Consider the following 15,919-nt stretch of genomic DNA (forward strand, 5'->3'; position numbering starts at 1 on the left):
AGGTGTGATGCCTTACTCGGGAATCACTGCAATCACATCAATCTCCATCAACCACTGCGGTTGCCCCAGCGCCGACACCACCAGACCGGTGGAGATCGGGAACACGCCCTTGAGCCACTTGCCCACTTCGCCATACACCGCTTCGCGATAACGCGGGTCGATCAGGTAGGTGGTGGTCTTGACGATGTGGCTCATGTCGCTGCCGGCTTCTTCCAGCAGTTGCTTGACGTTGCGCATGGCTTGTTCCGCCTGCGCACGCGGATCACCCAGCCCCACCAGGTTGCCGTCGAAATCAGTGCCGACCTGACCACGCACATAGACGGTGTTGCCGGCACGCACGGCCTGACACAGGTCGTTGTCCAGCGTCTGGTTCGGGTAAGTGTCTTTGGTGTTGAACATACGAATGCGCGTGTGGGTTGGCTTGCTCATGTGCAGCTCCAGAATCAGGTTTGCCCGGCGCGATCGGCGCCGGAGCGAAAGAGGGAAATCAGGCGTCGACGGTGTCGGCGACTTTGTTGTGCGCAGGCGAGTGCAGTTCGGCTTCACGCTGCTCGGCATCGCGGTAGTCGAGATACTTGCGCTGGGTGGCGATGTGATCGGCGACGTGTTTGGCGTCGTGCCAAACACCCCAGATGAACGACGAGCCGCGACGCGACTGCCACGGCAAACCGAGGAAATACACACCCGGTTCGCTCGACACACCGCGCTGATGCACAGGCTTGCCTTTGTCATCGAACGCCGCGACTTGCAGCCAGGAATAATCCACGGCAAAACCAGTGGCCCAGATGATCGAGGTGATGCCAGCCTTGGCCAGATCGAGATCGGCCAGCGGATTTTTCACGCACTCAGGCTCTGGAAACGTTTCGCGAGCCTCCGGTTCTTCCGGCAGATCGAGGCCGTTACGCTCGATGTAGGCGTCGGCCGCATCCAGCAGCGCCAGATAGTTTTCGTCACCGCGATTGAGGTTGCCGACCAGATCCTGCTTGAAGGTCACCACACCGTTGTTGAACGATTCTGTGACGCCGACCAGGGTCATGCCGCGATGGGCCAGGCCACGGAAGTCGATGGTGCGGCCACCATGGGCACCACTGACTGCAATGGTCACATGCTCACGACCCGGTTTCATCGCCGCTTGATCCCACTCGCCGAGCACGCCCAGCCACCAGCAGAAATCACGGTTGCGATAAGCGCGAGGCGGGCGGTCGTGAGCGCCGACAGACAGGTAAACCTGCTTGCCCGAGCGCTGCAGTTCATCGGCAATCTGCACGCCCGACGAGCCTGCACCGACCACCAGCACTGCGCCCTGAGGCAGTTGCTGCGGGTTGCGATAGTCAGCGGAGTGGATTTGCAGCAGGCGTTCGTCTTGCGGGGCGATCGCGGGGATCACCGGTTTCTGAAACGGGCCGGTGGCGGCGACCACGCGGCTGGCTTCGATCACGCCTTCGGAGGTCTCGACGGTGAAACCGGGGCGACCGACATTGCGCACCACGCTTTTCACGTCGACGCCGGTACGAATCGGTGCGTTGAATTTCTTCGCATAGGCTTCGAAGTAATCGGCCACACGTTCTTTCGGGGCGAAACCGTCGGGGTCGACGTCATCGAATTCCAGACCCGGAAAGCGGTCGTGCCACGCCGGGCCGTTGGCGACCAGCGAATCCCAGCGCCCGGTGCGCCAGCGTTCGGCGATGCGATTGCGCTCCAGCACCAGGTGCGGCACACCGAGTTTGCTCAGGTGCTCGCTCATGGCTACGCCTGCCTGGCCGGCACCCACGATCAGCGTGTCTGTTTTTATTATTTCAGTGGTCATCTCTACATCCTTCCTAGCAAGGCAGTTGGATTCGGGCGCTGTTGGCTTGTCCGTTTGGCTTGAGGTCAGACTAGGGAGAGGGGCGATATCGGTAAAATATTATTAAGCTGGGATGTGAAGATAAAATTCTGATGCAGGGAGGTTAAGGCCTTTAAATCCGGGGGTTCTAGCAGTGGACGAACCTGCAACTACAAACAAAAATCTTCAACCAGCGTGCGATCCTGTGGCGAGGGGATTTATCCCCGTTGGGTCGCGAAGCGGCCCCTCTTTTGATTTCAAAAAAAGGGACTGCTGCGCAGTCCAACGGGGCGGTGCGACGTTTCGCTAAATCCCCTCACCACAGTGGTTACGGGAACCTTAGAGGGTTTATCGGTTGAGGAATGCCAGCAAATCTTCATTCAGTGCTTGTGCATGCGTCACCGCAAATCCATGCGGTGCCCCCGCATAAACCTTCAGCTCGGCGCCGTTGATCTGCGCAGCCGCCTGCTTACCCGTGGTTTCAAACGGCACGATCTGATCGCCGTCGCCATGAATCACCAGGGTTGGCACATCGATCTTGGCCATGTCCGGGCGGAAGTCGGTTTCCGAGAACGCCGTCACGCAGTCCACCGTGCCTTTAAGCGACGCCAGCAGTGCGACGTTGAGAGTTTGGGTGAGCACGCCGGCAGAAACGGTCTGGCCCTGATTGGTGCCATAAAACGGAGCCGCGAAGTCAGCGATGAACTGCGCACGATCCTTCAGCAAACCCGCCTTGATGCCGTCAAACACTGACTTGTCGACACCCTGCGGGAAGTCAGGCTTTTTGCCGAACAACGGCGTCACCGCGCCCAGCAACACAAGGCCAGCAACGCGTTCGCTGCCATGCCGGGCGATGTAGCGGCTGACATCGCCGCCGCCCATGGAGAAGCCCACCAGGGTGACGTCTCGCAGGTCGAGATGGTTGATCAGTTGCGCGATGTCGTCGGCGAAGGTGTCGTAGTCGTAGCCGTTCCACGGCTGTTCCGAGCGCCCGAAACCGCGACGGTCGAAAGCGATCGTGCGGTAACCGCGACTGCTCAGGTATTCCATCTGGTATTCCCACATGTCGGCATCCAGCGGCCAGCCGTGGCTGAACAGCACGGGCTTACCGCTGCCCCAATCCTTGTAATAGATTTCGATGCCGTCTTGAGTGAAGAACGTGCTCATGCAAACTCCTTGCGTCAGGGATCGCTCGTAAAGCCGAAATGGCCGACTTCACTATCGGCGCAAAGCGCGACGGCTACTTGTATGCAGGTGCTGGGTTATACAGGTGCTAATCCACAGCAGAGTTGTATGATGCTACCTTTGATCCGTCAGTGGAGTACCTTTCGTGAAGCGCAAAAGCCTGCAAGGCGCTGCCTGCCCGGTGGCGCGGACACTGGATCTGATCGGTGACTGGTGGTCGTTGCTGATCATTCGTGATGCGCTGGAGGGGATTCGGCGATTCAGTGATTTTCAGAAGAACCTGGACATCGCCAAGAACATGCTCAGCGCTCGGCTCAAGGGCCTGGTCGAGCAGGGCATCCTGCAAACGGTGCCCGCAGCGGATGGCGGTGCGCATAAGGAATACGTGCTGACCGAGCGTGGCAAAGCCCTGCAGACGGTGATCGTGGCGTTGTCGCAATGGGGTGGCGAATTCATGTACGCGCCGGGCGAGCCGGGCTCGGTGATGGTCGATGCGCAGCATCGCCAACCGCTGCGCAAGTTGGAGCTGATGGCCGAGGATGGTCGTGTGCTTGCACCGCAAGACGTGTCCACGCGGCTCGGCGTTGCGCATTGAGGTATATTTTCCGGGCTTGTTAGTGCCCAAGGATTACGTGCTTCGGGAGTTGGAGGCCGCGTTCGAAGCCAAGGACACCGACAGTGTTGAATGTGTGCAGGTCTTTGCGGCGACTGTCCCAGGCGCAGATTCCTGTTTTATCCGAGCGTGCGGCCAGATTGTCAGCCGCGATGAGTTGACCCTGATCCAGCAGAGGAGGCCGGAGTAAATGTCGTTATCCGCAATGATCATTTCCTCAAGAAAACTAACCGTAGAAGATTTCAGAGCGGCTGTTCTCGCCGCCGGTGGATTCGTTAACACTGGCGGGAAGCCTCGGGGGACAATCGGTGAAGGCGACTCGGATATATGGCTGTCATTGCTTCCGGAGTATTGGTTTTACGAGATGTACGACAGCGAAGATCGTCTGGAGTGGCAGAACGTATTGGGTGATCCTCCCCAATCGCTGATTGAAATAAACCTTGACCATACACAACACTCGAGATTGATGTACCGGGTGTTCTTTTTGAGCGTTGCGAAACTCTGGCCTTGTATTTTGTCCGACGTCGACGATGCTCTGCTGTCCGGTGATCAGGTTGCTCAAAAATATGGGTGTTGAGTAGAGCGCGTTAGCCGATTCGCTTGAGAAGTTGAGGTGGCATCGCAGCGAGTGGCTGTGAGGCTGGCTCGCTTTCTCGTCAAAGGGCTGTTTAATTGTGATCCGCCGTGGGGGAGGGGAATGTCTGATGGCGTGCGAGCAGTGTGGCGCAGGATTGGTTGCTTTTAAGGCTGGCCGCACTCAGGGCTTACAGTGTGTCCAGTGTGGCGCATCGGTGGTGACCACCCATTTTTCGCCTGTGGAAATGGATGAGACCCAATATGAGGTGCACTGTCGCGGGGACTATCGAGATCAGGCGCATGTCAGAGCGGTAGCAGGAGCGACCGGTGGCAATCTTTTAGAGGCAAGAACTTTGCTGCAGCAGGACCTTCCTCTAGTGATGGTCGGTCAGGCGCAAGAGGTTTTAAAGGTTCGAAAGAGTCTTCTGGCTGCTGGAGTGACTTGCGAAATCCGCCCCGAATTTCATTGGCAATAAAGTTGTCAGGACTGTTAAAAAAACGCCCCGAATCAATCGGGGCGTTTTCATTGGCCAGGCCTGATCAGCAGATCACTCAGCGAAACGCCGGCACCACGTGCTTGATAAACAGCTCCAGCGACTTTTTCTTCTCTTCATGCGGCAAGCTGTTGTCGCACCAGAAACTGAACTCATCCACGCCCAGCTCCTGGTAGTACTTGATGCGCGGAATAATCTCTTCCGGCGTACCGATCATCGCGGTCTTGTGCAGGCTTTCCAGCTCGAACTCAGGACGTCCGGCAAACTTTTCTTCCGGGCTTGGCGCGAGGAAACCGTTGACCGGCGTTTGCTTGTTGCCGAACCACGCATCGAAGGTGCGGTAGAAGCGCGAGATCGCTTTGGCGCCGACTTTCCAGCCGTCCGGATCGTCGGCAGTGTGTACGTGGGTGTGGCGCAGCACCATCAATTGCGGGCGCGGCACGTCCGGGTTGTTGTCCAGCGCCGTCTGGAATTTGTTCTTCAGGTCGAGGACTTCTTCGTCGCCCTTCATCAACGGTGTGACCATGACGTTGCAGCCGTTGGCCACGGCGAAGTTGTGCGAATCCGGGTCGCGAGCGGCGATCCACATCGGTGGGTTCGGCTGCTGAATCGGCTTCGGCACGCTGGTCGAAGTGGGGAATTTCCAGATGTCGCCGTCGTGGGCGTAATCGCCTTGCCACAGGGCGCGGACCACCGGAACCATCTCGCGCAGCGCCTGGCCGCCGCTTGAGGCAGGCATGCCGCCGGCCATGCGATCGAATTCAACCTGATAGGCGCCACGGGCCAGCCCGACTTCCATGCGACCGTTGCTGATGACGTCGAGCAGGGCGCATTCACCGGCGACCCGCAACGGGTGCCAGAACGGCGCAATGATGGTGCCGGCGCCGAGATGAATGGTGGTGGTTTTCGCCGCGAGGTAGGCCAGCAGCGGCATCGGGCTTGGCGAGATGGTGTATTCCATGGCGTGGTGTTCGCCAATCCACACGGTGCTGAAACCGCCGGCCTCGGCCATCAGGGTGAGTTCGGTCAGGTCTTCGAACAGTTGGCGGTGGCTGACGCTTTCGTCCCAGCGCTCCATGTGTACGAACAGGGAAAATTTCATGACGCTACCTCGGATCTTTTGTTGATGGCCGGTCGTTTGCGGGCCTGTGTCACTGGCATGAGCGCTGAACGCTCGCAAGTCTTCTCACCATTCAAGCACGCCTTCGAGGACGGCTGGTCGGTTGATTGAATATTGGTATACCATAATACGGAATATCCGCAAAATATTTCTGACCGACACTTCGAACAAGGAAGGCGCAGTAGATGAACATAAAACAAAAATTGACCATGGCGTTCGCGGTGATCGCCAGCCTGCCGGTGTTGCTGGTGGCACTGCTGATCATCCTCAACGTACGCGATGGTGCGCGGGACACCTTTATCGACAGCACCGGGAGGGAGGTGCGTCAGGTCGAAAACGCCATGCAGCTGTTCTTCGAAGGTATCAGCCAGAACGTGGCGTATCTGGCTGAACATCCGCAATTGCAGGGGATTGATGGCAGCCTCAAGCGCTACCTGAGCAGTGATGCCGAGCAGATCCCGGTGGGGCCGCAGGATCAGCAGGTATTCAGTTTGTTCGCTGGACTGGCCAAGGCCCATCCGGCTTACACCTATCTGTCGTTGGGCACGCAGGAGGGCGGTTATCTGTTCTGGCCGGGTGACCCGAAGCTGGCCAGTTACGATCCGCGCACGCGGCCCTGGTACAAAACCGCGATGGCCAATCCTGGCAAAACCCTGCGCACCGACGCCTATTATTGGGCGGCCGATGACGTGGTGCTGGTGAGTACTGTGCGCAGCTTCAACAATCAGTTGGGCAGCAACGCCGGTGTGGTAAACATCGACGTGTCGCTCAAGCAACTGACCGATCTGGTCAAGCAGATCCGCCTCGGCGACAGTGGTTACCTGATGCTGATGGAAGCCAACAACACCGTGCTGGTCGACCCCAGCGATCCGGCGCACAACTTCAAAAAACTCAACGATCTGGGCGATGGCTACAAACAACTGGCCGAGGCCGGCAAGGGCTTGGTGGAAGTGGAATTGGCCGGCGAGCGTTACATGGCGCTGGTCTGGCCATCGGAGACACTGGGCTGGCGTTTTGTCGGGCTGGTCAAGGCCAGTGAAGTCATGGCCGGCGCCACGCGGCTGACGTGGATCATCGGCGCCATCGCGGTGGTGTGCGCGTTGCTGTTTGCCATGGCCGGTGCGTGGTTTGCCGGGTTGATGGTCAAGCCGATCCGTGGTGTGGCCAGCGGTCTGGAAGGCATTGCCCAAGGCGAAGGCGATCTGACCGCGCGGCTGACGGTGCGCGGGCAAGATGAAACCGCGCAACTCGCGGGCTGGTTCAACCAGTTTCTTGAGGCGATCCGTACCCTGATTCAGCGCATCGGTCAGGCGGCCGGGCAGATCCACAGTAGCTCCGGCAGCGCTACCGAGGTTTCGGCGGAAATGGCCGAAGTCGCCTTGCGGCAGCGCGAGGCGGTCGAGATGGTCTCGACGGCATTTCATGAAATGGTCGCCACCTCCAACGAGGTCGCGCGTTCGTGCAGCCAGGCAGCGGACTCGGCCGATAACGGCCAGCGTCAGGCGCACACCGGGCAGCAGCAGATCGATGCGGCGGTGAGCAATGTCGGCCGGCTGAGTCAGGAGATCGGTCACAGCGCCGAGTCGATGCAGCAGCTGGAGAAGGACAGCAACGATATTCAGTCGATTCTCGGCACCATCCGTTCGATTGCCGAGCAGACCAACCTGCTCGCGCTCAATGCGGCGATCGAAGCGGCGCGAGCGGGCGAGCAGGGCCGTGGATTTGCGGTGGTTGCCGATGAAGTCCGGGCGCTGGCCAAACGCACGGCGGATTCCACCGGCGAGATCGACGCGCTGCTGGGTAATCTGGCGCGACGCACCCATCAAATGGGCAAGCAGATGCACGCCAGCCTCGAGGTGTCGCAGGAGACCGTGGTGTCGATCAATGAGGCGCGGGCGAGTTTCGAGTTGATTCGCGAGTCGGTGGACGTGATCCGCGACATGAACACGCAGATCGCCACGGCGGCGGAGGAGCAGCATCAAGTAGCCGAAGACATCAATCGGCACATCAGCCAGATCCATGGCGATGCGCAGTTGGTGGCCAGTCTGGCGGATTCAACCCGCCAGGACGCGCAAAACCTGACGGCGTTGTCACAGACATTGAATCAACTGGTGAGCCGCTTCCGCACCTGACCGCGCCAGCCCAAATACCAAAAAACCTGTGGGAGCTGGCTTGCCAGCGATGGCGTCATCAAAGTCAACATTAATGCTGACTGCACTGACGCTATCGCTGGCAAGCCAGCTCCCACAGGGTTATGTGTTGAAAAGAGGATCAGGCCACAGCGGGCAGGGCGCCCATCTTGCCGTGGCAGTACACCAACGGCCCGGCAACTTGTTCGGGCACGATCAGGTTCTTCACTGCGCCGACCATGATCGCGTGGTCACCCCCTTCATATTCGCGCCACAGCTCGCACTCGATCACTGCCGTTGCATTGGCCAGAATCGGGTTGCCCAACTCGCTCAACGTCCACTCGATGCCTTGCGCCTTGTCCTTGCCTTTACGGGCGAAGGCGTAGGCTTCGCTTTGCTGGCCGCCGGACAAAAGGTGAATGGCAAAACGTTTGTTCTTGATCAGCACTGGATAGGAATCGGAGCTGTAGTTGGGGCAAAACAGCACCAGCGCCGGGTCCATCGACAATGAACTGAACGCGCTGGCCGTTAGGCCGACGATCTGGCCATCGTCGTCCAGCGTAGTGATGACAGTGACGCCGGACGGGAACGAGCCCATGACTTGTTTGTAGATGGCAGCATCGATCATTGGGTGGTCCTCGGGTGGTGTGACGCGGTTTTTATGTGTTTGTAGGTCTGATGGTATACCGTAATACATTCTTTGCAAGGGATTTTCAGGTGAACCGATAAACGTGCTGCTTTCGTCGGAAAGTCAATGTTTACGGGGCTTTCACCTGGTCAGAGGCGTGCGGAATCAGCGAGGATGGCGGATCAGATAGCGTTCAAATTAGCGGATCAGTCTTGTGCAAAGTTTGGAATACCATAATATGGTTTGCATCTGAGGGGCGACCAGAGAGTCCCCCCGGTTTGGCTTCATACAACGATAAGAACAGACAAACTCGAGTTCATGCATATGTCCCAGATGTCCCGGCAAGATCCGTTGATCGAGAATCATACGGTCGACTACGTCCCACTCGCGGAACGCCACGGGAAGGCCCGCGACCTGTTCACCCTTTGGTTCAGCACCAACATTGCGCCACTGCCCATTGTCACCGGCGCCATGGTGGTTCAAGTGTTCCATCTCGATTTGTTCTGGGGGCTGCTGGCGATTGCGCTGGGGCACATGATCGGCGGCGTGGTGATCGCGCTGGCGTCGGCCCAGGGCCCGCGCATGGGCATTCCGCAGATGGTCCAGAGCCGCGGTCAGTTCGGCCGCTATGGTGCGCTGCTGATCGTGTTTTTTGCGGCGATCATCTACATCGGCTTCTTCATTTCCAACATCGTGCTGGCCGGTAAATCCATCGTCGGCATCGCGCCGTCAGTGCCGGCGCCGCTGAGCATTTTGATCGGTGCGTTGGCGGCCACGGCGATTGGCGTGATCGGCTACAACTTCATTCACACGCTGAACCGCATCGGTACCTGGGTGATGGGTAGCGCGTTACTGGCTGGTTTCATCTACATCTTTGCCCATGACTTGCCGGCGGACTTCTTTACGCGCGGCAGTTTCAACCTGTCGGGCTGGCTGGCGACGGTGTCGCTGGGGATCATCTGGCAGATCAGTTTCTCGCCGTACGTCTCTGACTATTCGCGTTACCTGCCGGCCGATATTGGTATCGCCAAGCCGTTCTGGGCGACGTATCTGGGCGCGACGCTGGGCACGATTTTGTCTTTCACGTTTGGCGCCGTGGCCGTGCTGGCGACGCCGGAAGGCACTGAAGCGATGGTCGCGGTCAAGCAGTCCACCGGGTGGCTGGGTCCGATTCTGATGGTGCTGTTCTTGCTCAATATCATCAGCCACAACGCGCTGAATCTGTACGGCGCGGTGCTCTCGATCATCACCTCGATCCAGACCTTCGCCAGCCAATGGACGCCAAGCATTAAGGTGCGCGTGGTGCTGTCGAGCGTGGTGTTGGCCGGTTGCTGCGTGGTGGCGCTGGGGGCTTCGGCGGATTTCATTTCCGAGTTCATCGGTTTGATTCTGGCGCTGTTGCTGGTGCTGGTGCCGTGGGCTTCGATCAACCTGATCGACTTCTACCTGATCAAGCGTGGCTGCTACGACATCACCTCGATCTTCCAGGCTGACGGCGGCATCTACGGTCGCTTCAATCTGCACGCGATCGTTGCCTACTTCATTGGCATCATTGTGCAGTTGCCGTTTGCCAACACTTCGCTGTACGTAGGGCCTTACGCCAATCTGGTGGATGGTGCGGACTTGTCTTGGCTGGTTGGTCTGGTGGTTACTGTGCCGCTGTATTACTGCCTGGCGACACGTGGCCAAGCGCAGCAGAGCAGGGTGGCAAAACTGGGCTACACAGACTGAGTCCCCCCGCAGCCAAAACTGTGGCGAGGGGATTTATCCCCGATCGGCTGCGAAGCAGTCGTGAAATCAGCGAATGCGTTCCTCCCTGGGATTGAACGGGGGGCGCTTCGCAGCCCATCGGGGATAAATCCCCTCGCCACAAGTGATTTGCAGGATGCTCGCGCATCCGGGTGGTCATTCATATTGGCCACATCGATCCCCTTTTGGCCCATCCCCCACTGTGATCCGTCTACGCTGTCGGCAAGAATCAAAACCACAACTAGACGCTGGACCTTTTTACCCCGGCTACCCTTACAGCCGCTGCCGTGTACAGAACATAAAAACCATCGAACTCACGCCGCATTCTGGGGATACAACCATGGTCACGATGAAACGCATTCTGGGTGCCACCGTGTGTGGGCTGACGCTGCTGGCCAGCGCCGTCCAGGCCGAGCAACGCGAACTGCGGGTATACAACTGGGCGGATTACATTCTGCCGTCGGTGCCCAAGGATTTTGCTGCAAAAAGTGGCATCAAAGTGATCTGGGATACCTTCGACACCAATGAATCGCTGGAAGCCAAACTGCTCACCGGCAACTCCGGCTACGACCTCGTCGTGCCGTCGAACCAGTTCCTCGAAACGCAGATCAAGGCGGGCGTGTTCCAGAAACTCGACAAGTCGAAACTGCCGAACTGGAGCCACCAGGATCCGGAGCTGTTGAAACTGCTGGGCAAGAACGACCCGGGCAACCAGTACGGCGTGCCTTATATGGTCGGCACCGTGCTGATCGGCTTCAACCCGGCCAAGGTCAAGGCTGCGCTGGGCGATAACGCGCCGGTCGACAGTTGGGATCTGGTGTTCAAGCCGGAGAACATGGAAAAGCTCAAATCCTGCGGCGTAGCAATGCTCGATTCACCGACGGAAATTCTGCCGCTGGCCCTGCATTATCTGGGGCTCGATCCAAACAGCCAGAACCCCGCCGATTACGAGAAAGCCAAAGAGCTGATGCTCAAGGTTCGCCCCTACGTGACCTACTTCAACTCGGCCAAGTACATGACCGACATCGCCAACGGCGACATCTGCGTGGCCATCGGGTATTCGGGCAGTTTCTACCAGTTCGGCAACCGTGCCAAAGAGGCGAAAAACGGTGTCGTGGTCGACTGGCGCTTGCCGAAGGAAGGCGCGCCAATCTGGTTCGACACCTTCGCGATTCCGAAGAGCGCGAAAAATGTCGAAGAGGCTCACGAATTCCTCAACAACTTGCTTGATCCGAAAGTGATCGCGCCCATCAGTGACTTCCTCGGCTACCCGAATGCGAACAAGGATTCGATCCCGCTGATCAACAAGGAAATCACCGATAACCCGAACCTGACACCAACGCCGGAGGCGCTGAAAAACCTCTACGTCGTCCAGCCATTGCCGCAAAAACTGGAACGCGTACGCACCCGCGTCTGGACCAACATCAAATCCGACAAATAACCCTCTGTTTCTATTACATCGCCGGATCGTGAAAACAACCCGTGTAGGAGCTGCCGCAGGCTGCGATCTTTTGACTTTGTTTTAAAAGACAAGATCAAAAGATCGCAGCCTGCGGCAGCTCCTACAGGAGGTTTGTGCGGTTCTCTTTGCGGGAGATGAGCAGGCTCAACAGGACCGAGCCGAGAATCACCCCACCCACTACCGCCAGCGACCACTCCACCGGCATGTGCAGCCACGGCATCAACACCATCTTGGCGCCGATAAATACCAACACAATCGCCAGCCCATACTTGAGAAAATGAAAGCGCTCAGCCATGTCCGCCAGCAGGAAGTACAGCGCCCGCAGGCCCATGATCGCGAAGATGTTCGAGGTGAAAATGATGAACGGGTCAGTGGTCACAGCGAAGATCGCCGGGATGCTGTCGACCGCAAACATCAAGTCGCTCGCTTCGATCAACACCAACACCAGAAACATCGGCGTCGCCCAACGCACGCCGTTTTGCAGAATGAAAAACCGCTCGCCATGAAAGCCGCTGGTAATGCGCAAATGCCCGCGTACCCAGCGCAGCAACGGATTGTTGTCGAGATCCGGTTGTTGCTCGGCGAAAACCAGCATCTTGACCCCAGTGATGATCAGGAACACACCGAACGCGTACAGCAGCCATGCGAACTGCGACACCAGCCACACGCCGGCGAAGATCATCGCCGCGCGCATCACAATCGCCCCGAGCACGCCGTACAGCAGCACCCGTCGCTGCAACTCGGGCGGCACGGCGAAGTAGCTGAAGATCATCACGAAGATGAACATGTTGTCGATCGACAGCGATTGCTCGATCAGATAACCGGTGAGAAATTCCAGAGTCTTCTGCCGGGCGATATCCGCGCCGAACGTGCCGTTCAGGTACCACCAGAGCAGGGCGGCGAAGCTCAGCGCTAACAAGCACCAGGCAATGACCCAGGACAAGGCTTCGCGCACTGACACCCGATGCGCCTTGCGTCCGCCGAAAACAAACAGGTCCAATGCCAGCATCGCTAGCACGAAGACGACGAAGGCGGCCCACATCCAGGGTTCGCCGATGTTGATGTGAGTGGCTGGCATGTCACGCTCCCTCTCTGTGATTCGATTAGGCTCAGACGAAGCCATGCTAGCGGCGCGTTGGCGGGCAAGAAAAATCGTTTATTTCTGCGGTAGAGTTCGATAAAAACGAAGTCTCGGGCCAACAGGGGCATCCGATTCTTTCCTCGATTTTCGGGTCGCACCGTTGGTGTCACCCTTACGGAGCGGCATTTTCAGCCATGCAAACCGACATTCTCGAACCGCAAGCCGTGTGCAGCCCGATCACCCGCAGCGCGATTTTTATCGTCGCGACACTCAATGAGGGGGCCGACGCCGCCGCAACCGTGAAAGGCTGGTGCGGTGATGTTGCCGGACTGGTGCGGTCGGTCGGCAAGCGCGTGCCGTCAGGCAATCTGACCTGTATCTGCGGCTTTTCCTCGAACGCCTGGGATCGCCTGTTCAGCCACCCGCGCCCGGCGTCCCTGCACAGCTTTCGCGAATTCGGTGGAGAAGGGCGCCACGCACCGTCAACTCCGGGCGACCTGCTGTTGCACATCCGTGCCGATCAGATGGACCTGTGCTTTGAACTGGCCACGCAAGTCATGGCCGTGCTGGGCAACGTCGTCACCGTGGTCGACGAGGTGCAGGGTTTCCGCTATTTCGACATGCGCAGCATCATCGGTTTTGTCGACGGCACGGAAAACCCGGTCGGGCGCAAAGCGGTCAATTTCACCATCGTCGGTGACGAAGATCCGGACTTCAGCGGCGGCAGCTATGTGCTGGTGCAGAAGTACCTGCACAACATGACTGCGTGGAATTCGCTGAGTGTCGAAGCGCAGGAACGGGTGATCGGTCGCAAGAAACTCTCCGACATCGAACTGGACGAATCGGTGAAGCCGAGCAACTCGCACAGTGCGCTGACGACGATCACCACGGCGGAGGGCGAGGAAGTGAAGATCCTCCGTGACAACATGCCGTTCGGGCGGCCGGGCGCTGGCGAATTCGGCACATTCTTTATCGGTTACGCACGCAAGCCTGAACCGATGGAGCAGATGCTGGAGAACATGTTTGTCGGCAAGCCGGTGGGCAACTATGACAAGTTGCTCGACTTCAGCACCGCCGTCACCGGCGGCTTGTACTTCGTACCTTCAGCCGATCTGCTGGAAGAACTCGCGGAGCGTTGATCAGCGAAAAAACTCCCCCGGCGTTTCGCCAAACTGTTGTCGGAACGCCGCGATAAACGCCGACGTCGAGTCGTAGCCGCAGGCCAGCGCCACATCGGTGACGCGTTCGCCTTTCTCCAGCGGCGTCAGCGCCCCGAGCAAGCGCAGGCGTTGACGCCAGGCGCGGAAGGTCAGGCCGGTGTCGCGCAGGAACAGGCGGGTGAGGGTTTTTTCAGTGACGCCGAATTTCTCACTCCAGTGGCTCAGCGTGGTCTGTTGTTCCGGATGTTGTTCCAGGCTCTGATAGATCTGCCGCAATCGTGGGTCCTGCGGCAGCGGCAGCATCAGATCGATCTGCGGGGCGTCGGCCAGTTGATCAAGGATGACCTGGGCCAGACGTCCATGCGGGCCACTCTGGTCGTATTCCACCGGGACCTGACTGAACGCGCGAATCAACTCTCTGAGCAAATCGCTTACGCCAAGTACATGACAGCGGTCGATCGCCCATCCGGCAACGCTGCAATCGATGTACAGACTGCGCATTTCGGTGTGCGGCGAGCTGAACACCCGATGCGGCACACCCGCCGGAATCCACACGGCGCGCTCCGGCGGGGCGACGAAGCGTCCTGCGCTGGTCTGTATTTCCAGTACGCCCTGAATCGCGTAAGACAACTGCACCCACGGATGACTGTGGCGCCGGGTCAGGGCGCGATTGGGCAGCGATTCGGTGCGCCCGTACAGCGGACGCGGCAGGCTGGGCAGCCCGGGAATGCTGCGCCGAACGCTTTTGTCATGTCCTTTAGGCGGCATCTTGTGGCCCTTCGGCGTTAGTCGGTAATTTGCAGTCACGTTAGAGTTGTCGGCACGCACTGGCAACCCCCGGATGAATACACCATGACGCGCCCCAGATTTTTACCCGACAATTTCACCCTCACGCTGGTCGGCGTGGTCCTGCTGGCGAGTTTTCTGCCGGCCAGCGGCCAGGTCGCGGTCGGCTTCGGCTGGCTGACTAACCTGGCGATTGCCCTGCTGTTTTTCTTGCATGGCGCCAAACTGTCCCGTGAATCGATCATTGCCGGCGCCGGCCACTGGCGCCTGCACTTGCTGGTATTCGGCCTGACCTTTGTGCTTTTCCCGTTATTGGGCCTGGCGCTGAAACCACTGCTGTCACCGATGATCGGCGACAAGTTGTACATGGGCATGCTGTATCTCTGCGCACTGCCCGCCACGGTGCAGTCGGCGATTGCTTTCACTTCTTTGGCGCGGGGCAATATTCCGGCGGCGATTTGCAGCGCGGCGGCGTCGAGTCTGTTCGGGATTTTCCTCACGCCGTTGCTGGTGACCCTGCTGCTCAACGTCCACGGTGATGGCGGCTCGACGCTTGATGCAATCCTGAAAATCAGCGTGCAATTGCTGTTGCCATTCATTGCCGGGCAGATCGCCCGTCGCTGGATCGGCGCGTGGGTCGGGCGCAACAAGAACTGGCTGAAGTTCGTCGATCAGGGTTCGATTCTGTTGGTGGTTTACGGTGCGTTCAGCGAGGCCGTCAACGAAGGCATCTGGCATCAGATTCCGCTGATCGAGTTGCTGGGGCTGGTGGTGGTCTGCTGCATTCTGCTGGCGCTGGTGCTGCTGGCCTCGACCTTGTTGGGCAAGGTGTTTGGCTTCAATCAGGAAGACCGCATCACCATCCTGTTCTGCGGTTCAAAAAAGAGCCTGGCCACCGGCGTGCCGATGGCGCAGGTGCTGTTTGCCGGCAGCACGATTGGCGTGCTGATCCTGCCGTTGATGCTGTTCCATCAGATTCAGTTGATGGTCTGTGCCGTCCTGGCCCAGCGCTACGCAAAGCGCCCGGAATCGGTGCCGGAACTGATGGCCCAAGTCGACCCATAACACACCGTCTACGTGTAGGAGCTGCCGAAGGCTGCGATCTTTTGAT

The 15,919-nt window shown here is 58.7% G+C and carries 13 protein-coding genes and 2 pseudogenes; 8 read left to right on the forward strand and 7 right to left on the reverse strand.

Translation table 11 applies throughout. From position 1 onward, the window contains the following. Positions 1 to 12 precede the first annotated feature (12 nt). From ACQ4MY_RS11055 to ACQ4MY_RS11065, 3 genes are all read right to left on the reverse strand, one after another. On the reverse strand, positions 13 to 429 hold the full coding sequence (locus tag ACQ4MY_RS11055) for a RidA family protein (RefSeq protein ID WP_008086115.1): 417 nt from the start codon (positions 427 to 429) through the stop codon (positions 13 to 15). Between the two features lie 58 nt (positions 430 to 487). Further along, the gene (locus ACQ4MY_RS11060) at positions 488 to 1,807 is read right to left on the reverse strand and encodes a flavin-containing monooxygenase (RefSeq protein ID WP_008086117.1); all 1,320 of its coding nucleotides are present in this window, start codon (positions 1,805 to 1,807) and stop codon (positions 488 to 490) included. A gap of 366 nt (positions 1,808 to 2,173) precedes the next feature. After that, the gene (locus ACQ4MY_RS11065) at positions 2,174 to 2,992 is read right to left on the reverse strand and encodes an alpha/beta fold hydrolase (RefSeq protein WP_158830885.1); all 819 of its coding nucleotides are present in this window, start codon (positions 2,990 to 2,992) and stop codon (positions 2,174 to 2,176) included. 163 nt (positions 2,993 to 3,155) lie between these two features. Between ACQ4MY_RS11065 and ACQ4MY_RS11070 the strand changes: the two genes are divergently transcribed. Beyond that, the gene (locus ACQ4MY_RS11070) at positions 3,156 to 3,605 is read left to right on the forward strand and encodes a winged helix-turn-helix transcriptional regulator (RefSeq protein WP_440095088.1); all 450 of its coding nucleotides are present in this window, start codon (positions 3,156 to 3,158) and stop codon (positions 3,603 to 3,605) included. 208 nt (positions 3,606 to 3,813) lie between these two features. Then, complete coding sequence (locus ACQ4MY_RS11075) at positions 3,814 to 4,200, forward strand: hypothetical protein (protein WP_008086125.1); 387 nt, start codon at positions 3,814 to 3,816, stop codon at positions 4,198 to 4,200. 551 nt (positions 4,201 to 4,751) lie between these two features. Here the strand turns inward: ACQ4MY_RS11075 and ACQ4MY_RS11080 are convergent. Continuing rightward, entirely contained in the window at positions 4,752 to 5,795 is a 1,044-nt protein-coding gene (locus tag ACQ4MY_RS11080; RefSeq protein ID WP_008086129.1) for an LLM class flavin-dependent oxidoreductase, read from the reverse strand. Positions 5,796 to 6,154: 359 nt separating this feature from the next. Between ACQ4MY_RS11080 and ACQ4MY_RS11085 the strand changes: the two are divergent. Both ACQ4MY_RS11085 and ACQ4MY_RS11090 read left to right on the forward strand, forming a co-directional pair. Further along, positions 6,155 to 7,039: pseudogene (locus ACQ4MY_RS11085) on the forward strand (cache domain-containing protein); the annotation flags it as partial. A 306-nt stretch (positions 7,040 to 7,345) separates the two neighbouring features. Then, positions 7,346 to 7,945: pseudogene (locus tag ACQ4MY_RS11090) on the forward strand (methyl-accepting chemotaxis protein); the annotation flags it as partial. Positions 7,946 to 8,084: 139 nt separating this feature from the next. Here ACQ4MY_RS11090 and ACQ4MY_RS11095 read toward each other — a convergent pair. Further along, entirely contained in the window at positions 8,085 to 8,570 is a 486-nt protein-coding gene (locus ACQ4MY_RS11095) for a flavin reductase family protein (protein ID WP_440095089.1), read from the reverse strand. Positions 8,571 to 8,894: 324 nt separating this feature from the next. Between ACQ4MY_RS11095 and ACQ4MY_RS11100 the strand changes: the two genes are divergently transcribed. Continuing rightward, complete coding sequence (locus ACQ4MY_RS11100; protein ID WP_008082749.1) at positions 8,895 to 10,301, forward strand: purine-cytosine permease family protein; 1,407 nt, start codon at positions 8,895 to 8,897, stop codon at positions 10,299 to 10,301. 358 nt (positions 10,302 to 10,659) lie between these two features. Then, positions 10,660 to 11,760, forward strand: coding sequence for a polyamine ABC transporter substrate-binding protein (locus tag ACQ4MY_RS11105; protein ID WP_008082750.1), 1,101 nt, complete (start codon positions 10,660 to 10,662; stop codon positions 11,758 to 11,760). A 121-nt stretch (positions 11,761 to 11,881) separates the two neighbouring features. On the opposite strand, the gene ACQ4MY_RS11110 is transcribed toward ACQ4MY_RS11105, so the two are convergent. Beyond that, entirely contained in the window at positions 11,882 to 12,859 is a 978-nt protein-coding gene (locus tag ACQ4MY_RS11110; protein ID WP_440095091.1) for a TerC family protein, read from the reverse strand. A 197-nt stretch (positions 12,860 to 13,056) separates the two neighbouring features. Between ACQ4MY_RS11110 and ACQ4MY_RS11115 the strand changes: the two genes are divergently transcribed. After that, entirely contained in the window at positions 13,057 to 14,001 is a 945-nt protein-coding gene (locus tag ACQ4MY_RS11115) for a Dyp-type peroxidase (RefSeq protein WP_440095092.1), read from the forward strand. Here ACQ4MY_RS11115 and ACQ4MY_RS11120 read toward each other — a convergent pair whose 3' ends face one another. Then, positions 14,002 to 14,790: an AraC family transcriptional regulator gene (locus tag ACQ4MY_RS11120; protein WP_440095093.1), complete on the reverse strand. Its 789-nt coding sequence runs from the start codon at positions 14,788 to 14,790 to the stop codon at positions 14,002 to 14,004. Between the two features lie 84 nt (positions 14,791 to 14,874). Between ACQ4MY_RS11120 and ACQ4MY_RS11125 the strand changes: the two genes are divergently transcribed. Then, positions 14,875 to 15,873 carry a bile acid:sodium symporter family protein gene (locus ACQ4MY_RS11125; RefSeq protein ID WP_440095095.1) on the forward strand — a complete coding sequence of 333 codons (999 nt, stop codon included), beginning with the start codon at positions 14,875 to 14,877 and terminating at the stop codon, positions 15,871 to 15,873. Positions 15,874 to 15,919: the final 46 nt, after the last annotated feature.

Source organism: Pseudomonas sp. SM4 (assembly GCF_051913165.1).
Classification (GTDB): domain Bacteria; phylum Pseudomonadota; class Gammaproteobacteria; order Pseudomonadales; family Pseudomonadaceae; genus Aquipseudomonas.